Annotated in this window: 14 protein-coding genes; 8 read left to right on the forward strand and 6 right to left on the reverse strand. The window is 68.6% G+C overall.

Annotation, left to right across the window (positions count from 1 at the left end):
• Nucleotides 1-77 precede the first annotated feature (77 nt).
• Nucleotides 78-2,099, forward strand: coding sequence for an NADPH-dependent 2,4-dienoyl-CoA reductase (locus U6958_RS14565; protein WP_074921348.1), 2,022 nt, complete (start codon nucleotides 78-80; stop codon nucleotides 2,097-2,099).
• A 47-nt stretch (nucleotides 2,100-2,146) separates the two neighbouring features.
• On the forward strand, nucleotides 2,147-2,587 hold the full coding sequence (locus U6958_RS14570; RefSeq protein WP_016446260.1) for a nuclear transport factor 2 family protein: 441 nt from the start codon (nucleotides 2,147-2,149) through the stop codon (nucleotides 2,585-2,587).
• A gap of 66 nt (nucleotides 2,588-2,653) precedes the next feature.
• Here the strand turns inward: U6958_RS14570 and U6958_RS14575 are convergent, their stop codons facing one another.
• Together U6958_RS14575 and U6958_RS14580 are read right to left on the reverse strand one after the other, a co-directional pair.
• On the reverse strand, nucleotides 2,654-4,105 hold the full coding sequence (locus U6958_RS14575) for a catalase (protein WP_016446259.1): 1,452 nt from the start codon (nucleotides 4,103-4,105) through the stop codon (nucleotides 2,654-2,656).
• A gap of 264 nt (nucleotides 4,106-4,369) precedes the next feature.
• The gene (locus tag U6958_RS14580; protein WP_016446258.1) at nucleotides 4,370-4,912 is read right to left on the reverse strand and encodes a PAS and helix-turn-helix domain-containing protein; all 543 of its coding nucleotides are present in this window, start codon (nucleotides 4,910-4,912) and stop codon (nucleotides 4,370-4,372) included.
• A gap of 73 nt (nucleotides 4,913-4,985) precedes the next feature.
• Here U6958_RS14580 and U6958_RS14585 point away from each other — a divergent pair, with 73 nt between their 5' ends.
• The 6 genes from U6958_RS14585 to U6958_RS14610 all read left to right on the forward strand — a co-directional run bounded on the left by U6958_RS14585 (nucleotide 4,986) and on the right by U6958_RS14610 (nucleotide 13,676).
• Nucleotides 4,986-5,693: a CoA transferase subunit A gene (locus tag U6958_RS14585; protein WP_016446257.1), complete on the forward strand. Its 708-nt coding sequence runs from the start codon at nucleotides 4,986-4,988 to the stop codon at nucleotides 5,691-5,693.
• Between the two features lie 2 nt (nucleotides 5,694-5,695).
• On the forward strand, nucleotides 5,696-6,334 hold the full coding sequence (locus U6958_RS14590) for a 3-oxoacid CoA-transferase subunit B (RefSeq protein ID WP_012206068.1): 639 nt from the start codon (nucleotides 5,696-5,698) through the stop codon (nucleotides 6,332-6,334).
• A gap of 108 nt (nucleotides 6,335-6,442) precedes the next feature.
• A complete protein-coding gene (locus tag U6958_RS14595) occupies nucleotides 6,443-7,807 on the forward strand; it encodes an HD-GYP domain-containing protein (RefSeq protein WP_061288148.1) in 1,365 nt (454 codons plus the stop codon).
• 90 nt (nucleotides 7,808-7,897) lie between these two features.
• Nucleotides 7,898-8,782 carry a translesion DNA synthesis-associated protein ImuA gene (gene imuA / locus U6958_RS14600; protein WP_074921347.1) on the forward strand — a complete coding sequence of 295 codons (885 nt, stop codon included), beginning with the start codon at nucleotides 7,898-7,900 and terminating at the stop codon, nucleotides 8,780-8,782.
• A 6-nt stretch (nucleotides 8,783-8,788) separates the two neighbouring features.
• Complete coding sequence (locus U6958_RS14605) at nucleotides 8,789-10,297, forward strand: DNA polymerase Y family protein (RefSeq protein ID WP_016446254.1); 1,509 nt, start codon at nucleotides 8,789-8,791, stop codon at nucleotides 10,295-10,297.
• Nucleotides 10,290-13,676 (forward strand): error-prone DNA polymerase, encoded by a 3,387-nt coding sequence (locus tag U6958_RS14610; RefSeq protein ID WP_074921346.1) that lies wholly within the window; start codon nucleotides 10,290-10,292, stop codon nucleotides 13,674-13,676. Before U6958_RS14605 ends, U6958_RS14610 begins: the two co-directional genes overlap by 8 nt.
• Before the next feature lie 29 nt (nucleotides 13,677-13,705).
• Here the strand turns inward: U6958_RS14610 and tsaA are convergent, their stop codons facing one another.
• The 4 genes from tsaA to U6958_RS14630 form a co-directional block, all read right to left on the reverse strand.
• Nucleotides 13,706-14,200 carry a tRNA (N6-threonylcarbamoyladenosine(37)-N6)-methyltransferase TrmO gene (gene tsaA / locus U6958_RS14615; protein ID WP_016451588.1) on the reverse strand — a complete coding sequence of 165 codons (495 nt, stop codon included), beginning with the start codon at nucleotides 14,198-14,200 and terminating at the stop codon, nucleotides 13,706-13,708.
• Nucleotides 14,197-14,562, reverse strand: coding sequence for a winged helix-turn-helix domain-containing protein (locus tag U6958_RS14620; RefSeq protein ID WP_016446251.1), 366 nt, complete (start codon nucleotides 14,560-14,562; stop codon nucleotides 14,197-14,199). Before U6958_RS14620 ends, tsaA begins: the two co-directional genes overlap by 4 nt.
• Before the next feature lie 339 nt (nucleotides 14,563-14,901).
• Entirely contained in the window at nucleotides 14,902-17,184 is a 2,283-nt protein-coding gene (locus U6958_RS14625; RefSeq protein ID WP_047474363.1) for an AsmA family protein, read from the reverse strand.
• Between the two features lie 147 nt (nucleotides 17,185-17,331).
• A complete protein-coding gene (locus U6958_RS14630; protein WP_074921345.1) occupies nucleotides 17,332-18,678 on the reverse strand; it encodes an MFS transporter in 1,347 nt (448 codons plus the stop codon).
• Nucleotides 18,679-18,711: the final 33 nt, after the last annotated feature.

Raw genomic sequence — 18,711 nt, forward strand, 5'->3', positions numbered from 1 at the left:
TTTTGCGCAACCAGTTGCATAAATAAAGGAGGCTGACTACATTCATGCAATCAGTTGCATAAAAAAGCGAGACAGGCATGACCCACTACCCCCACCTGAATGCCGAACTGGACCTGGGCTTCACCACGCTCAGAAACCGCGTGCTCATGGGCTCCATGCACGTGGGCCTGGAGGAGGCGCCCCACGGCTTCGAGCGCATGGCCGCCTTCTATGCGGAACGGGCACGTGGCGAGGTGGGCTTGATCGTCACGGGCGGCATCGCCCCCAATGAGCGGGGCCGGCCCATGAAGGGCGGCGCCATGATGGTCAACGAACACGAGGCGGACCAGCACCGCATCGTCACGCAGGCCGTCCATGCCGAGGGCGGCAAGATCGCCATGCAGATCCTGCACTTCGGCCGCTACGCCTACCAGCCCGGGCTGGTGGCGCCCAGCGCGCTGCAGGCGCCCATCAACCCCTTCGTGCCGCATGCGCTGACGGGCGACGAGGTGGAGCAGACCATCGAGGACTTCGTGCGCTGCGCAGCCCTGGCCCGGCATGCGGGCTACGACGGCGTGGAGATCATGGGCTCCGAGGGCTACCTGATCAACGAGTTCATCGCTGCGCGCACCAACCACCGCGATGACGAATGGGGCGGCAGCTACGCGGGCCGCATGCGCTTTGCGGTGGAGATCGTGCGGCGCACGCGCCAGCGCGTGGGGCGGGACTTCATCATCATCTACCGCCTGTCCATGCTGGACCTGGTGGAGGGCGGCTCCACGCTGGAGGAAGTGATCGCGCTGGCCCAGGCCATCGAGGCCGCGGGCGCCACGCTGCTGAACACGGGCATAGGCTGGCACGAGGCGCGCATCCCCACCATCGCCACCAAGGTGCCGCGCGCCGCCTATGCCTGGGTCACGCAGCGCGTGATGGGGCAGGTGGGCATCCCGCTGATCACCTCCAACCGCATCAACACGCCCGAAGTGGCCGAGCGCCTGCTGGCCGAGGGCTATGCCGACATGGTCTCCATGGCCCGGCCGCTGCTGGCCGATGGCGACTTCGTGCGCAAGGCACGCCAGGGCCGTGCCGACGAGATCAACACCTGCATTGCCTGCAACCAGGCCTGCCTGGACCATACCTTTGGCGGCAAGATCACCTCCTGCCTGGTCAACCCGCGCGCCTGCCACGAGACCGAGCTGGTGATTGCGCCCGCGCCCGCCGCCAAGCGCATCGCCGTGGTGGGCGCCGGCCCGGCGGGCCTGAGCTTTGCCGTCACCGCGGCGCAGCGCGGCCATGCGGTGACGCTGTTCGATGCGGCCAGCGAGATCGGCGGGCAGTTCAGCATTGCCAAGAAGGTGCCCGGCAAGGAGGAGTTCCACGAGACGCTGCGCTACTTCCGCCGCCAGCTGGAGCTGGGCGGCGTGGCGCTGCGACTGGGCCACCGCGTGGATGCGGCCCAGCTCATCGAGGGCGGCTATGACGAGATTGTGCTGGCCACGGGCATACGGCCGCGCGTTCCCGCCATCGACGGCGTGGACCATCCCAAGGTGCTCGGCTACCTGGACGTGCTGCAGGGCGACAGGCCCGTGGGCGAGCGCGTGGCCATCATCGGCGCGGGCGGCATCGGTTTCGATGTGGCCGAGTACCTGACCCATGCCGGCGACAGCGGCGCCTTGGCGCCCCGCAAGTTCTATGCGGAGTGGGGCATAGACACGGACTACGCCCAGGCCGGCGGCCTGGCGCAGCCGCAGGCCGAGCCCTCGCCGCGCCGCGTGCACCTGCTGCAGCGCAAGTCCACCAAGGTGGGCGACCAGCTGGGCAAGACCACGGGCTGGATACACCGCACCTCGCTGAAGGCACGCAGCGTGGCCATGGGCTCGGGCGTGGCCTATGAACGCATCGACGACGCCGGCCTGCACATCACCGTGGACGGCCAGCCGCAACTGCTGGAGGTGGACAACGTCGTGCTCTGCGCGGGCCAGGAGCCGCAGCGCGAGCTGCATGCGGCCCTGAGCGCGGCGGGCTGCAGCGTGCACCTGATCGGCGGCGCCGACGTGGCGGCCGAACTCGACGCCAAGCGCGCCATCCTGCAAGGCACCACGCTGGCGGCCAGCCTTTGAGGGCGCCGCCCGATTCCGTTTTCCACCTCAACCACCAGGAGACAAGCATGTCCCAGCCCCCGAAGAACGCCCATCCCGCAGTCGCCCGCTCCCTGGAGCTGTGGCATCGCATGGTTGCCGCCAGCGACCTGGGCGAGCTGCACACCATCGTCCATCCCGATGCGGTGTTCCGCTCGCCCATGGCCAACACGCCCTATGCCTCGGCAGCCGCGCTGATGCTGGCGCTGTCCACCGTGGTCCAGGTCTTCGAGAACTTCACCTACCACCGCCAGATGGCCAGCGATGACGGCCTGGACGTGGTGCTGGAGTTCAGCGCCAGCGTGGGCGGCAAGAACCTCAAGGGAATCGACTTCATCCGCTTCGACGAGCAGGGGCTGATCCGGGAATTCGAGGTCATGGTGCGCCCCATGAGCGGCCTGCAGGCCCTGGGCACGGAGATGGGAAAGCGGCTGGGCGACAAGCTTCCCGCCTTCAAGGCCGTGGCCTGAGGGCAGGGCGTGCCATGAAAAACGCCCCCGAAGTTTCGGGGGCGTTTTGCCGTGGGCGTCAGCCGGTCAGAGCGTGCCGGCCTTCTGGCGGGCAATGGCATCGGCCACGCCCTTGCCGTAGGCCGGGTCGGCCTGGGTGCAGTGCGCTATGTGCTTTTGCACGATGTGCTCGGACACGCCGGCGATGTTGCGCGCCGTGTTCTCGAACAGGCGCTGCTGCGCATCGGGCGTGAGCAGGCGGAACAGGTCGCCGGGCTGGGTGAAGTAGTCGGCGTCGTCCTCGCGGTAGTTCCAGCGGTCGGCCGCGCCGTTGAGGGCCAGCGGCGGCTCGGCGAAGGCCGGCTGCTCCTGCCACTCGCCCTTGGTGTTGGGCTCGTAGGCGATGGTGCCGCCGTAGTTGCCGTCCACGCGCATGGCGCCATCGCGGTGGTAGGCATGGTAGGGGCAGCGCGGCGCGTTCACGGGGATCTGGTGGTGGTTCACGCCCAGGCGGTAGCGCGCGGCATCGCCATACGAGAACAGGCGCGACTGCAGCATGCGGTCGGGCGAGGGGCCGATGCCCGGCACCAGGTTGGCCGGCGTGAACGAGGCCTGCTCCACATCGGCGTGGTAGTTGCGCGGGTTGCGGTTGAGCTCCATCACGCCCACTTCGATCAGCGGGTAGTCCTTCTTGCTCCAGACCTTGGTCAGGTCGAAGGGGTGGAAGCGGTAGGTCTCGGCTTCATGCTCGGGCATGATCTGCACGCACAGCTTCCAGCGCGGGAACTCGCCGCGGTCGATGGCCTCGAGCAGGTCGCGCTGGCTGCTTTCACGGTCGGAGGCGACGACGGAGGCCGCCTCGGAATCGGTGAAGTTCTCGATGCCCTGCTGGCAGACCCAGTGGAACTTGACCCAGTGGCGCTCGTTGCTGGCGTTGATGAAGCTGTAGGTGTGCGAGCCGAAGCCATGCATGTGGCGGTAGCCGCGCGGAATGCCCCGGTCGCTCATGACGATGGTGATCTGGTGCAGCGCCTCGGGCAGGCCGGTCCAGAAGTCCCAGTTGTTCTCGGGCGAGCGCAGGTTGGTGTAGGGGTCGCGCTTGACGGCCTTGTTCAGGTCCGGGAACTTGAGCGGGTCGCGGAAGAAGAACACCGGCGTGTTGTTGCCCACCAGGTCCCAGTTGCCTTCCTCGGTATAGAGCTTGACGGCAAAGCCACGGATATCGCGCTCGGCGTCGGCCGCGCCGCGTTCGCCGGCCACGGTGGAAAAGCGCGCGAACACTTCGGTCTGCTTGCCGATGTCGGAGAACACCTTGGCGCGGGTGTAGCGCGTGATGTCACCCGTCACGGTGAAGGTGCCGAAGGCGCCCGAGCCCTTGGCGTGCATGCGGCGCTCGGGAATCACTTCGCGGTTGAAGTGGGCCATTTTTTCCAGATGCCACAGGTCCTGCAGCAGCATCGGGCCACGCGGGCCGGCCGTGAGCGAGTCCTGGTTGTTGGCAACCGGGGCACCTGCGGCGGTGGTGAGCTTGTGGGTCATGGTCTCTCCTTGATCGAGGGGTGGTAGCGGCGCCGGCTTGCACGCAGGCAGCGCGGCGCTTGGAAAATCAATAGCTGCGTGCTATCGAATTGCTTTTATTGTTGTTTCGTTCTATGGATGCGGCAAGACTTTGGCGATTGGCAAATCTCAACTGCGCCATAGCCAAAAAATTTCACCGCACCCCGCCTGCGTCGTGCCGGGCATGCTTTTTGCCAAGGCATTGTGTTGCGCGGGCGGATACGGCCCGTGTAGGCCGTCGCCCTGTCAGCCAGAGACCAGCTTGTGGACCAGATCGGCGGCCGTGGAGGCGCCGTACTTGCGCATCAGCCGTGCGCGGTAGATCTCCACCGTGCGGTGGCTGATGGCCAGGGCGCGGCCGATTTCCTTGGAGGTCAGGCCTTCCAGCAGGCGGGCGGCCACCTCGCGCTCGCGCCCCGTGAGTTCGGCCTTGACGGGGCGCTGGGCGCTGAGGTCCTCGAAGCTCCAGATGCCCGAGGCATGCGGGTCGCTGCGGTCCAGCGTGCGGCCCGTGACATGGCACCAGAACGTTTCGCCGTTGGCGCGCTTCATGATGCGGTTGTCCGAATAAAAGCCCCTTGCATTGAGAATGGGCGCGATGCGCGCGCCCAGCCGCTCATACTCGTCGGCGCTGGGGTAGAGGATCTGGAAGGTCTGGCCGATCAGCACCTCGCGCGAGGCCTCGAACATCTCGCAGACCTGGCGGTTGCAGTCGATCATGGTGCGGTTGCGCGAGATCACGAGACCGACGGGGGCGGCCTCGAACGCCAGCCTGTAATCTATATCCATGGGCAAATCTTTACGAAAAACTACCTATGCAAGTACGTAGTATCGTAGCGCATCCAATCTGAAGGAGACATGTGTGAAAAAGCTCTACCCCTCTGCGGAGCAGGCGCTCCAGGGCGTCGTGGCCGACGGGCAATTGCTGGCTGTGGGAGGCTTCGGCCTGTGCGGCATTCCCGAGGCCCTGATCGACGCGCTGCGTGACAGCGGCGTCAAGGGCCTGACGGTGATTTCCAACAACGCGGGCGTGGACGGCTTTGGCCTGGGCAAGCTGCTGGAGACGCGCCAGATCAAGAAGATGATCTCGTCGTATGTGGGCGAGAACAAGGAGTTCGAGCGCCAGTACCTGGCCGGCGAGCTGGAGCTGGAATTCACGCCCCAGGGCACGCTGGCCGAGAAGCTGCGCGCAGGCGGCGCCGGCATTCCCGCCTTCTTCACCAAGACCGGCGTGGGCACCATGGTGGCCGAGGGCAAGGAGCTGCGCGAGTTCGACGGCGAGACCTATGTGATGGAGCGCTCGCTCGTGCCCGATGTCTCCCTGGTCAAGGCCCACCGTGCCGACAAGAGCGGCAACCTGCAGTTCCGCCTGACGGCGCGCAACTTCAACCCTGCCGCCGCCACGGCCGGCAAGGTCTGCATCGTGGAAGTGGAGGAGGTGGTCGAGGTCGGCGAGATCGCACCGGACGACATCCACCTGCCCGGCATCTACGTGCACCGCATCGTGCACAACCCGAACCCCGAAAAGCGCATCGAAAAGCGCACCATCACAGAAAAACAAGGAGCCTGACCATGCCGTGGACCCAAGACCAGATGGCCGCCCGCGCGGCCCAAGAACTCGAAGACGGCTTCTACGTCAACCTGGGCATCGGCATTCCCACCCTGGTGGCCAACCATACGGGTGACAAGGAAGTGTGGCTGCAGTCGGAGAACGGCATGCTGGGCATCGGCCCCTTCCCGACCGAGGATGCCGTGGACGCCGACCTGATCAACGCCGGCAAGCAGACCGTGACGACGATTGCCGGCTCGTCCATCTTCGGCAGCGACCAGTCGTTCGCCATGATCCGCGGCGGCAAGATCAACCTGTCCATCCTGGGCGCCATGCAGGTGTCCGAGAAGGGCGACCTGGCCAACTGGATGATCCCCGGCAAGATGGTCAAGGGCATGGGCGGCGCCATGGACCTGGTGGCGGGCGTCAAGCGCGTCATCGTGCTCATGGAGCATGTGGCAAAGAAGAAGGACGGCACGACCGACCTCAAAATTCTTCCCGCCTGCACTCTGCCTTTGACCGGCGTGGGCGTGGTGGACCGTATCATCACCGACCTGGGAGTGATGGACGTGACGCCGCAGGGCCTGAAGCTCGTGGAACTGGCCCCCGAAGTGAGCTTCGAGGACATCCAGTCCAAGACCGGCGTGACGCTGATTCGCTGATGTTGCCGTGCTGTGCAGTGCCTGCCTGGTGCAGGCCTGCGCGACGAGAGCCCGCCTTGCGCGGGCTCTTTTGCTTATATTTCAGATTTCGAGCCAATGGGAGCCTCTATGACGGATGTCGCGGCCGTGCGCAATCCACCGACAGCGCAGGGATGGAAGGACGAGGGCGTGCATTTCCTGCGCGCCGTCACCGACATGGCCGAGCATTGCAACGTGGTGACCGGCGAGCCCATCTTCAACGACAAGGGTGTCAAGCTCGTGGACAAGGGCGCGCGCATCGACAGCAACATGTACGAGCGCCTGGTCAAGCACAAGCTGCGCGACCCCATCGACAAGCACCTGGGCGTGGACAACCGCGTGGACGTGCTGGCCATCGAGGCCCAGGCCATGGTGCAATGCGAGACCGTGGACCTGATGCGCCGCCTGGTGCAGTCGCTGGGCGGCACGGACCGGCTGCTGGCGCCGCTGCGCCTGATGGTGCTGCCGCCGCAGATCGCCTTCAAGCTCACGGTCATGCGCGAGCAGCGCCCCGAGCTGTTCGCCCACAGCCTGCAGATGATGCTGGTGGCCGTCTACCTGGCGCTGCAAAGCGAATGGAGCGAGCGTGAATGCGGCCCGCTGGCCACGGCGGCCCTGCTGCACGATGTGGGCATGCTCTACATGGACCCGGCCTGGACCGACCCCAACTACCGGCTCACGGGCGCCGAGCGCAAGCACCTGGTGGCGCACTCGGTCACGGGCATGCTCATCATGCGGGGCGCGGGCGCGTATTCGCAGGACGTGGAAATGGCCGTGCTCGAGCACCACGAGCGCATGGACGGCACGGGCTATCCCCGCGGCGTGCATGGCGAAGCCATCTCCAAAATGGGCCGTATCCTGTTGCTGGCCGAGGTGGTCTCGGCCTTCTTCGACAAATTTCAGGACCTGCCCGGCCAGCGCCTGTCGCTGATGCTGCGCATGAACCACCGCCGCTATCCGGCCGATCTGGTCGGCATCCTGCTGCCGCTGCTGTACGACGAGATCTCGCCGGGCACGCCGCTGCCGCCGCTGCAGGCCGAGGTCACGCACAGCGTGGCAGCGCTGTCGGCCGCCTTCCAGATGTGGGACACGTTCAGCCAGGCCTTTCCCGAGCGCTGGCAGGCCATGCCCGACCACCAGGCGGCCGTCTACATCGACTCCAGCATCGGCAGCCTGCAAAAGCAGCTGGCCGAGGCCGGCCTGCACCCGAACCAGCAGACCGACCTGCTGGCCTACCTCAAGGACGACGTGCAGGGCATGAGCGAGCTGGCCCTGCTCAGCCGCGAGGCCCTGTGGCAGCTGCAGGCCATCGTCAACGCCTGCCTGCGCCGCTGGCCCGCCATCAACGCCCGCACCCACGCCGTGGACACGGCGGTCGCGCAATGGTGCGAAGCCTGCATGCAGATCGACGCCACACCCCCAGCGGGTGGCGCAGCGAGAGCGCCAGCGCACTGAGACAGCCGGGCTTGCCCGGCTTTTTTACATCCGTGGATCTCTCGGAAATCAAGAGTGCTGTATATTCATACAGTATTTGAGATTTTCCCCATGACCACGCCCCACGCCTCCCAACCTGCGCAGCCCGCCCCCATGGCGGGCGCGGCGCGTGTGCTGCCTCAGTTGCAGGGCGTGTGGCGTGGCGATGGCTGGCAGCAGGCGCTGCAGCAGCGCGTCCAGCCTTCGGGCCATGCGCTGCTGGATGCGCAATTGCCGGGCGGGGGCTGGCCGCTGGGCGCCATGGTCGAGCTGCTGCAGCCCGCCCATGGCCATGCCGAATGGCCGCTGCTGTTGCCGGGCCTGGCGGCCCTGATGCAGCGCAGCGCGGGCCAGGTGGTGCTGGTGGCGCCGCCTTGCAGGCCTTTTGCACCGGGACTGGAAGCGGCGGGCGTGGCGGCGCACCGGCTGTGCTGCGTGGAGGCCGACACCCACCCGGGCGCCCACCCCGGCGCCCACCCGGCAGGCGATGGGGCAGGGCTGGCCTGGGTCTGTGAGCAGGCACTGCGCTGCCGCGACGTGCTGGCCGTGCTGGCCTGGCTGCCGGCCGGTCTGCCCATGGCCACGCTGCGCCGGCTGCAATGGGCGGCCGCTGCGCAGGGGCGCATTCTGTGGCTGTGGCGCGAGGCCTCGGCCGCCCTGCAGACGGTGGCCTCGCCCGCGCCGCTGCGGCTGCGCGTGGAGACAGAGTTGGGGGAGCCGGGCGAAGGCGGCACGCCAGCCTGCCTGCGCGTGCAGTTGCTCAAGCGCCGGGGGCCTGCGCTGGAGCATCCCTTGAAACTGCCGCTGCACCACTGGGCCTGGCAGGACGTGCTGCAGGCCCAGGCCCTGCGGCGCACCCGGCAGGCGGGCGAGGCGCAGCGCTGGCTTCATGGACACGGGCAACTGCTGCCCGCCGAGGCGCCCGCCCTGCAGGCGGCAGCGCACACCCTGGGATGAGATGCCATGGCACAGCCGAATCAAGCACTGCACTGGATTGCCTGGCCGCTGCATGCCGCGCAGGGCGATGGCCAGGGCAACGGCGACAGTGATGGCAAAGGCAGTGCCTGCGCGCAGCAGGCCTGGTGGGCCCTGCGCTGGACGCCGCGCGTGGCTCTCTGGTACGGGGCAGGGCAGGCCGTGGCGCTGATGGAGGTGGGCAGCGTGGAGCGCCTGTGGGGCGGCCGCCAGTCCATGCTGCTGGGCCTGCTGCGCGCTCTGCGTGAACAGCAGCCTGACACAGGGCAGGCAGGCAGCCCGCAGATGCCGGTCTGGGCCCGGGCCGCCACGGCCTGGCAGGCGCTGGCGCGTCTGCGCTGGCGCATGCAGGGCGACGGCCTGCGCCAGCCCTGGCCGCCTGCCGATGCCCTGCCGATCTGGACCCTGCCCGCGCTCGAACCCCATGCGCCGGCCCTGGAGCGCATGGGCTGCCGCCGCTGGGGCGAGCTGCGCGCCCTGCCGCGCGCGGGCCTGGCGCGGCGCATCGGGCTGCCGGCCCTGCTGGCGCTGGACCAGGCCTATGGCAGCAGCCCCCATGCGCTGGACTGGCTGGAGCTGCCCGAACACTTTGCATTGCGCGCCGACCTGGGCTATCCGGCCAGCGACGCCCAGGCCCTGCTGCAGGCCGCCCGGCCCCTGCTGCGTGCGCTGCAGGCCTGGCTGCAGGCCCGCCACCAGGGCGTGCTGGGCCTGCAACTGCGCTGGCACCACGATCTGCGGCGCGTGGACGGCACGCAGCTGCCGGCCTGGGAAGCGCTGGACATCCGCACGGCCCGGCCCGCCCAGGCGCTGGAGCACATGGAGCGCCTGCTGCGCGAACGCCTGGCCCGTACGCCCTGGCGCGCGCCTGCGGACATGCTGGAGCTGGTGGCGCTGGACACCGCGCCTTTCGCGGCCGATGCCGGCAGTTGCCTGCCACCGGCCGCGCCCGGTCCGGCGCCGCTGGGCGAGGCGGCAGGCGCGGCAGATGGGGCAGGCGCGGCCAGCGGCATGGCCTGGCATGAATGGGTGGAGCGCGTCTCGGCCCGCCGTGGCGCGCAGGGCGTGCGGGTGGCGCAGCTGCAATCGGACCACCGGCCCGAGGCCATGCAGCGCTGGACCCCGGCCTGCGAGGCCCTGCAGACCCCGCAGGCACCGCGGCGGCCCGCGCACGCGCGCAAGGCGGCCAACCCCTGGCAGGGCCTGCTGCCGCCCTGGCTGCTTGATCCGCCCCAGCCCCTGCTCCTGCAGGGCAGCCGCCCTTGCTGGCAGGGGCCGCTGCAATTGCTGGCCGGCCCCTATCGGCTGGAGGCCGGCTGGTGGGGGGAGCCGCAGGCCGATGCGGCGCTGGCCGTGCGTGACTATTTCGTGGCCAGCAACGCGGCTGTCGGCCATGTCTGGATCTACCGCGAGCGCGCGCCTGCATCGGAGCGGCTGCCAGGCATGCCGGCCCTGCTGTCGCCCGCCGCCTGGTTTGCGCAAGGCATCTATGGCTGAACAGGACATCCTGCTGGAGCCGCCGCCCCCGCAGCTGCAGCGGCTGCAGCCCCCGCCCCAGGCCACCGGGCCGGTGTCCGGCATGGCATCGGGCCCGGGCCTGCCCGGCTATGCGGAGCTGCACTGCCTGTCGAACTTCAGCTTTCTGCGCGGCGCCTCTTCGCCGGCCCAACTGGTGCAGCGCGCCAAGGCCCTGGGCTACCAGGCGCTGGCCCTGACCGACGAATGCTCGGTGGCCGGCGCTGTGCGGGCCTTCGAGGCCGCGCGCGACTGCGAGATGGCCCTGATCCATGGCAGCGAATTTGCCTGGGGCCCGCTGCGCGTGGTGGCGCTGGCGCGCGATCTGAACGGCTGGGGCAACCTCTGCGAATTCATCAGCGCAGCGCGCGCCCGTGCCGACAAGGGCCGGTACCTGGTCGATGCCGACAGCCCCTGGCATCTGCTGCGTGAAGGCTGCGAATGCATCGTCCTGCCACAGCGCGCGCTGCTTCCAGCCGGCGATGTGCCCGCCATCGCCCAGGCCGTGCAGGCCGCCGTGGCGCAGCTGGGGCCGGGCTGCTGGCTGGGCGTGGAGCTGCTGCTGGCGCCCGACGACAGCCTGTGGCTGCAAAGCCTGCAGGACGTGGCAGGGTTACTGGGCCTGTCCTGCGTGGCATGCGGCGACGTGCACATGCATGCGCGCTCGCGCAAGCCGCTGCAGGACCTGGTGACGGCGCTGCGCCTGGGCTGCACGGTGGCCGAATGCGGCTTCGAGCTGCATCCCAATGCCGAGCGCCATCTGCGCTCACGCTTGCGGCTGGGCGGCATCTATCCGCGCGCCATGCTGGATGCAACCCTGCAGATTGCCGCGCGCTGCGATTTCAAGCTCAGTGAGATCAGCTACCACTATCCGCAGGAAAGCGTGCTTCCCGGCATGGACGCGCGCCAGACCCTGGCCTGGCATACCTGGCAGGGAGCGGCAGGGCGCTATCCGCAAGGCATTCCCGAATCGGTCGCCAAGCAATTGAAGGATGAGCTGGAGCTGATCGCCGAATGCCGCTACGAGATGTACTTTCTCACCGTGCACGACATCGTGCGCTATGCGCGCAGCGAAGGCATCCTGTGCCAGGGGCGCGGTTCGGCCGCGAACTCGGCCGTCTGCTATTGCCTGGGCATCACGGCCGTGGATCCGAACAAGACCACGCTGCTGATGGCGCGCTTCATCAGCCGCGAGCGCAGCGAGCCCCCAGATATCGACGTGGACTTCGAGCACGCGCGGCGCGAGACCGTCATCCAGTACATCTACGAAAAATACGGCCGCGGCCGTGCGGCGCTGACGGCCGTGGTCAGCTGCTGGCGCACGCGCGGTGCGCTGCGCGATGCGGGCAAGGCCCTGGGCGTGGATGCGGCGCTGATCGACGCCATGGCCCGGCAGCACCACTGGTTCAGCGATGCCGAGGACCAGGCGGCCGAGCCGGAGCCCGAACCCGATGACCCCGCCCTGGGCTGGGTGCGCTCCAAGCTGCTGCGCCTGGCCCGGCTGCGCGAGCGGCTGGGCGACGACTGCCCGCAACTGTCGCCCCAGCGTGCGCGGCTGTGGCTGGAGCTGGCCTTGCAGCTGCGCGACAGCCCGCGCCACCTGAGCCAGCATGTGGGCGGATTTGTGCTGACCGACGGGCCGCTGACGCGGCTGGTGCCCGTGGAGCCGGCCGCCATGCAGGGCCGCTCGGTCATCCAGTGGGACAAGGACGATCTGGACACCATGAAGCTGCTCAAGGTCGATGTGCTGGCCCTGGGCATGCTCACCGTGCTGCGCGGCAGCCTGCACGCGCGCGCCGCGCTGCGCGGCCCGCGCTGGGAGCTGGCCGACATCCCCAAGGACGACCCGGCCACCTACGACATGATCTGCCGCGCCGACACCGTGGGCACCTTCCAGATCGAGAGCCGGGCGCAGATGAGCATGCTGCCCCGGCTGCAGCCGCGCGAGTTCTACGACCTGGTGGTCGAGGTCGCCATCGTGCGGCCCGGCCCCATACAGGGCGGCATGGTCCATCCCTATCTTCAGGCGCGCGAGCGTCGGCGGCAGGGCGGCGAGCTGGTTCTGGAAAAGCCTGCGCTCGAGAAGGCGCTCAAGCGCACGCTGGGCGTGCCCATTTTTCAGGAGCAGGTGATGCAGATCGCCATGATCGCGGCGAACTTCTCGGCGGGCGATGCCGACGAGCTGCGCCGCTCCATGGCGGCCTGGCGGCGCAAGGGCGGCGTGCACCGCTTCGAGCGTCCGTTGATAGACGGCATGCTGGCCAACGGCTACAGCGCCGAATTTGCCCAGGCCATCTTCCGCCAGATGCTGGGCTTTGGCGAATACGGCTTTCCTGAAAGCCATGCCTACAGCTTCGCCATGCTGGCCTATGCCAGCGCCTGGCTCAAGCGCCATGAGCCGGCCTGTTTCCTCATGGCCTTGCTCAATGCCCAGCCCATGGGCTTCTACACCCCCTCGCAACTGATCCAGGATGCGCGCCGGCACGGCGTGCGCGTGCTGCCCGTCGATGTGCGCCACAGCGACTGGGACTGCACGCTGGAGGCACCGCACGAGCGCATTGCCGGCGTCGAGCTGCCGCAGCCGGCCGTGCGCCTGGGGCTGTGCATGGTGGCGCAGCTGCCCAAGACTTCGGGCGAGCGCGTGGCCCAGGTCCGCGCGCAGGCGCCGTTCAGGAGCACCGAGGACCTGGCCCTGCGCGCCCGGCTGCAGCGCGCCGAGCTGCAGGCCCTGGCGGCGGCCGATGCGCTGCAGGGCCTGTCAGGCCACCGCCGCCAGCAGATGTGGGATGCGGCGGCCCTGCAGGTGCAGCCCCCGCTGTTCGCGGGCGTGCCCGTGCACGAGGCGCCCGTGCAACTGGCCGCCGCGCCCGAGGGCGAGGAAATCCTGTTCGACTACGCGGCCACGGGCCTGAGCCTGCGCCGCCATCCGCTGGCCCTGCTGCGTGACCGCCTGCGCCGCCACGGGCTGCGCACGGCGCTGGAGCTGCGCGACACGCTGGCGGGCATGCGCGTGCGGGCCTGCGGCATCGTCACCGTGCGCCAGCGCCCGCCCACGGCCAAGGGCACGGTCTTCATCACGCTGGAGGACGAGACGGGCACGGTCAACCTGGTGGTCTGGCCCGATACCGTCACGCGCTGGGGCGAGCCCTTGCTGGGCGCGCGGCTGCTGGCGGTCGAGGGCATCTGGCAAAGCAGCTCGGACTGGGGCGGCGGCAAGGACTGCGGCGAGTCAGTGCCTGCAGAGCAGGCCAGCCATGAGGTGCCCGCCGTGCGCCATCTCATCGTGCACCGCGCCCGCGACATGAGCCGCTGGCTGGGCCGTCTGGGCGGCGCCGGCGTGGCAAGCCGCAATTTCCACTGAGGGCTGTTGCCGTTGTTGCCGAAGCAGGCTCAGGCCATGCGGGCGTCGGCGCGGATGTCCGGCATCTGGTCGATACGCTTGCCGAACCAGCCTATGCGCTCGGTCTGGCGCACATCCAGCCTGGGCACGTAGGGCTTGATGTCGAGCACGGGCGTGCCGTCCAGCATGTCGTTGCCCAGGAAATGCAGCAGCAGTCCTTCGCGCCGCACCAGGCGCACGATGGACAGGCCCAGCCGGTTGGGCCGCGCCGGGGCGCGCGTGGCGAACACGCCGTGGCTGCTGTCGTCCATGAAGGGCACGACTTCCAGCTTTTCCACGGCCTGGTGCAGGTGGGTGATGAGGATCAGGTAGTCAAAGCCTTCGATGTCGCGCAGCCCGGCCTCGAACTCGGGCAGCAGCTCCACGCGGCCTGCCTCGTCGGCCGCGCCTGCCGTCTGTATGGGCATGCCCACCGGATCGGTGAAGCGGCTGCGCACATGGCCGATGGGGCGGCAGCCTATGGCTTGCGCGGCGGCATCGCTCATGCGCTGGCGGTGCCCTGGGGATTGAGCAGGCGCGTCAGCGCTGCGATATCGGCCGCAGCCGCCATGCGCGACGTGGTTTCTATGGAGCGGTAATGCCTGACGATGGCCTCGCCCGTGGCCGTGAGCGAGGCGCCGCCGCCATGGGCGCCGCCTGCGCTGGTGTTGACGGCCGGCGTCTGCAGCGCGCGGTTCATCTCGTCCACGAGCACCCAGGCGCGCCGGTACGACATGCCCAGCGAACGGGCTGCGGCCGAGATGGAGCCCGCCTCGGCGATGGATTCGAGCAACTGCACCTTGCCGGGTCCGATGGCAATGGTGCTGTCGTTGTATACGCGCAGGCGGAACTGGACTTTGGAGGACATGGGAGAAGGGCTGGGCACGGCAAAAGCGGGTTAACGGCGAAGGTTAAGCGAAATCAACGGTCTGCGCCGCGATGGGGCTAAGGGGAAATACGCAATGCATGGCCTGCTACAGCGGGGCGGGTCATATGCACTGTGCGCCGCCGCCGTTCGCAACGGCTGTGGCCCTCATGGTACTGATGGCTCGCACGGTCGGCGTTGCCACTCTTGCCAGACTGCACGCTGGCCCAAGCCCCGGCTCACATAGGCGCGCGGTGATCATGGTCTTGCTGGCCAGCGCCTGGGGACGGCCGTTCGTGGCGTTCCCAGGGCGCGCTGCAGCTGAAGGCCGGGCAGGCCTTCCTACTTCTTGCCGGCGTCTGCCAGCAGGCGCTGGCATTGCGCATCTTCCTCGGCAGCCGGCACCGTCAGCGGCACCAGGGCCAGGGCGGCGGGCGCCACCACGGCGGCGGCCACGGCCGCGCCCGCACGCAGCAGCAGCGGGCCGGGCTCCACGCCCACCTTGGGGTTGGCGAAGCTGCCGCGCACATACAGGGGCGTGCGCAGCGAGAAGAACTTCCACTTCAGCGATTCGGGCTTGATGTGCAGATCCATGGTCTCCTGCGCCAGGCTGATCTGGCCTGTGGCCTCCACGATCGCCTCCGGCGTCGCCAACTTGACGTTGCGCGTGCGTGCCAGGCCGTTCTGCACGGACAGGTCGGCCACGGCGCAGTTGAGCTGGACTTCCTTGTCGGCACCGAACAGCTTGGTCACCACCACGCTGCCCAGGTTGAGCGCGGCCAGGTCCAGCAGTTGCTTGCTGAAGCGCCCGTCGCGCACATACAGGCGCATGTCGCCGGAGCTGGTGCCCAGCCATTCGGCCATGGACTGGCCTCGGCCCTCCAGGGCGATGGCGCCATCCATGCTGCCCAGGCTTTTCTTCATCAATTCGATCTCGGGGAACAGGGCCGACAGCTGCAGCCCCTGGACCTTGCCCTGGAGGTTGGCCTTGGGCGGCTTGGCGCCGCTGTCCACCATGGCCTGCAGGTCCAGCTTGCCCTTGGCCATGCCGAAGCGCAGCGGCGCCAGGCGCAGCACACCGTTGTCCATGACGGCATGTACGCTGAAGTTCTCGATGGGCAGGGCCTGGGGACGCTCGATGCGGTCACTCTGGAAGTGCACATCCATATCCATGGCATTCCACTTGCTCGTGTCGAAGCGCTGCGTGGGCAGGGTCTTGCCGCTGGCCGCCTGCCGGCTTTTCTGGTCCTGCCTGGTGGACGGTGCTCCTACCACCGGCCCCAGGTCGGCCAGGCGCAGCTTGCGCGATGCCAGCTCGCCGCTGAGCTTGGGCCGGGGCTTGCCGGATGCGTAATGCAGCGAGCCGCGCAGATCGCTCTGGCCCACGCGGCCCTCGAAGTTTTCGTAGTCCCACTCGGCGCGGCCGGGCTGCAGGCTGCCGACCAGATGGCCGTTGGTGTCGAAGGGCGGTGTACGCGGCAGCAGCAGGCCGGTCAGTGGGAACAGGTCGGCCATGCTGGAGCCGCGCAGGTGCACCTGCAGGTCCATGCCCTTGAGTGCCCTGGGATTGTCGAGAATGCCCTCGGCCCGTGCGCGCAGGCTGCCCGCATGGGCCCACAGCTTGACCGGAAAGCGTGCCTGCTCGCTTTGCAGGTCCAGCACGGGGCCGATGAGGCCCTGGGCCTCGACCGTGGCCTTGGCGATGCGGCCGGTCAGGCCGACGCGCATGCCATACGGAAAGTCTGGACTGGGCGGCCGTACAAGGCTGTCCAGGCGTGCGCGCACTGCCATCTGGCGCACGCCATCGCTCCAGCCCACCAGGCCGCCGCGCAGGCTCAATTGCGTCACTTGGAAGCGCCAGCGCGGACCGGTGGACTCGGGGCGCTTGAAAGTCCAGTTGTTGCTGCCGTCCTTGCGCCGTGCAAAGACCAGGTCAGGCCCTTCGAGCTGCAGATGGTCCAGCAGCACGTGCCGGCCCAGCAGCGGCCACAGCCGCAGGCTGGCCGTGGCGCGGGCTGCCGTGGCCATGGTGGCGGCGTCGCGCGGGGGGGGGGCCATTTTTTCGTCGGCCAGGACGATGCTGTCGCTGTCGATACTGGGCGCGGAAGGGCTGGCCTGCGAGTCCTTGTCCTTGCCTTCGTCCTTGTCCGTGCCCTTGTCCTTCGCCTTTCCCCTGGGCTGTTCCTTGGCTTTCTCCTCGGGCAGGCGGCCCTTGTTCAACTGGTCGGGCGGCGCAGGCAGGGCAGGCAGCTCGCCACTGCCCTTGGCCGGCTCCTGCTCCACCTGCCAGCCTTCGGGCTGGCCCAGCGTCAGTTGCTCGGCCTGGACGGTGACGCCAGGAATCCAGTGACGCCAGCCCTGGTCCAGCGGCTGGGGCCAGTTCCATTGCACCCGCAGGTCGCCTTCAATCGCGAAATGCCGGCCGGTGCTTTCACTGACCCGCTCATTGATCCAGGGCCTGGCGCGGTTCCAGTCATAGGTGGCAATCAGGACCACGACCAGCGCCAGCAGCAGCACCAGTGCCGAGACCATCCACACGAGGATGCGCAGCCAGCGGCGGCGCGGCGGGCGGGGTGTGGGCTTGGAGGCCGGCGTGGGGGAGCTGTCGGTCGCTGTGTCGGTCATGGCGCAGGGGGCCGCTAAATGGAGTTCGGTCCATCCTAGCGCCGCAAAACCGCTTGCCAAGGTCCGGGACGCGCTGGCGGGCAGCCGGCAGGCCCGCATACAGGAGATTGGCCTACAGCGCGGCCTGCCGTGGCAAAAGCGCTGTCATCACCGTGTCTCCTGGCCCTGCCGCAGGCGGGTCGATGCCAGGGCGGCCACCACCAGCAGGCCCGCCATGATGAACAGGCCGTTGCGCGTGCTGCCCGTGGCCTGTTCGATCATCCCCATCACGGTGGGGCCGATGAAGCCGCCCACCAGTCCGCAGGTATTGACCAGGGCAATGCCGCCCGCCAGCCCCGCACCCGCCAGCCGCGAAGCCGGGAACAGGAAGACGACGGACTGCACCACGAAGAACATCAGCGCCGTCAGGCTGAAACCCAGCAGCCCCAGCGCGGGCGAGGCCTTGCCCGCCAGCGCCGCCAGCAGCAGGCCTGCAGCCATGGTGCCCAGGCCCGCCAGCAGCATGCGCCGGCAGCGCTGCGGGTGGGTGGCAAAGCGCGGCAGCCAGGCCGCACCGATGGCCGCTGCAATCCAGGGCACGGAGTTGAGCGTGCCGATCTGCAGCGGCGAGAGCTGGCCGTAGGTGCCGATGATGCCGGGCAGGAAGAAGATCACCGTGTAGATGCTGATCTGGTGGCAGAAGTAGACAAGGATGGCCAGCCAGATCTGGCGGTCGCGCAGGCAGTCCCGGAGCGAGTGGCCCACCTGGCCGGCGCTGGCCTGCTGGTCCTGCTCGGCCTGCAGGCGTTGCAGTACCTCGCGCGATTCGGCGGCCGTCAGCCAGGGCGCGCTGGCCGGGCCGTCGGGCAGCTTCTTCCAGACCACCCAGGCCAGGGCCACGGCGGGCAGGCCCTCGATCACGAACATCCACTGCCAGCCGTGCCAGCCCAGGAAACCGTCCATCTGCAGCAGCGCGCCGCCCACGGGGCCGCTGAGGATGTTGGCAATGCACACGCCCAGCAGGAAGTAGCCGATGGCGCGGGCCCGTTCCTCGCGGCCGAACCAGTAGGTCAGGTAGAGCATCACGCCGGGGAACAGCCCCGCCTCGGTCGCGCCCAGCAGCACGCGCATCACGTAGAACGAGGTCTCTCCGGTGATGAAGGCCATGCCGGCCGACAGCAGGCCCCAGGTCACCATGATGCGGGTGATCCAGAACCGCGCGCCCACCCTGTGCATGATCAGGTTGCTGGGCACTTCCAGCAGGGCGTAGCTCAGGAAGAACAGCCCCGCGCCCAGGCCGTAGGCGGCCGCCGAGATGCCCAGGTCCACCTCGATGTGCGACTTGGCCAGCGCGATATTGGTGCGGTCTATGAAGCTGATCACATAGGACAGCACCAGCAGCGGCATCAGCCTGCGGAAGATGCGGGCATTGAGCAGCGACTGCCTGTCGCCGGCGGCAGGCTGCGGCCGTGCGGGCGGCGCGTGAACAGGGGAGGGCGATGGGTGATGGACCATGGCAAATCCTTGGAAAGATGGGTGGATGAAAGC

Origin of the sequence: Delftia lacustris (assembly GCF_040267515.1) — a bacterium.
In the GTDB taxonomy this organism is placed as follows: domain Bacteria; phylum Pseudomonadota; class Gammaproteobacteria; order Burkholderiales; family Burkholderiaceae_C; genus Comamonas; species Comamonas tsuruhatensis.

Bases quoted from the DNA above. Each gene is read 5' to 3' on its own strand.
- U6958_RS14565 (WP_074921348.1), top strand. From the start codon at position 78: ATGACCCACTACCCCCACCTGAATGCCGAACTGGACCTGGGCTTCACC.
- U6958_RS14570 (WP_016446260.1), top strand. From the start codon at position 2,147: ATGTCCCAGCCCCCGAAGAACGCCCATCCCGCAGTCGCCCGCTCCCTG.
- U6958_RS14575 (WP_016446259.1), bottom strand. From the start codon at position 4,105: ATGACCCACAAGCTCACCACCGCCGCAGGTGCCCCGGTTGCCAACAAC.
- U6958_RS14580 (WP_016446258.1), bottom strand. From the start codon at position 4,912: ATGGATATAGATTACAGGCTGGCGTTCGAGGCCGCCCCCGTCGGTCTC.
- U6958_RS14590 (WP_012206068.1), top strand. From the start codon at position 5,696: ATGCCGTGGACCCAAGACCAGATGGCCGCCCGCGCGGCCCAAGAACTC.
- U6958_RS14595 (WP_061288148.1), top strand. From the start codon at position 6,443: ATGACGGATGTCGCGGCCGTGCGCAATCCACCGACAGCGCAGGGATGG.
- imuA (WP_074921347.1), top strand. From the start codon at position 7,898: ATGACCACGCCCCACGCCTCCCAACCTGCGCAGCCCGCCCCCATGGCG.
- U6958_RS14605 (WP_016446254.1), top strand. From the start codon at position 8,789: ATGGCACAGCCGAATCAAGCACTGCACTGGATTGCCTGGCCGCTGCAT.
- U6958_RS14610 (WP_074921346.1), top strand. From the start codon at position 10,290: ATGGCTGAACAGGACATCCTGCTGGAGCCGCCGCCCCCGCAGCTGCAG.
- tsaA (WP_016451588.1), bottom strand. From the start codon at position 14,200: ATGAGCGATGCCGCCGCGCAAGCCATAGGCTGCCGCCCCATCGGCCAT.
- U6958_RS14620 (WP_016446251.1), bottom strand. From the start codon at position 14,562: ATGTCCTCCAAAGTCCAGTTCCGCCTGCGCGTATACAACGACAGCACC.
- U6958_RS14625 (WP_047474363.1), bottom strand. From the start codon at position 17,184: ATGACCGACACAGCGACCGACAGCTCCCCCACGCCGGCCTCCAAGCCC.
- U6958_RS14630 (WP_074921345.1), bottom strand. From the start codon at position 18,678: ATGGTCCATCACCCATCGCCCTCCCCTGTTCACGCGCCGCCCGCACGG.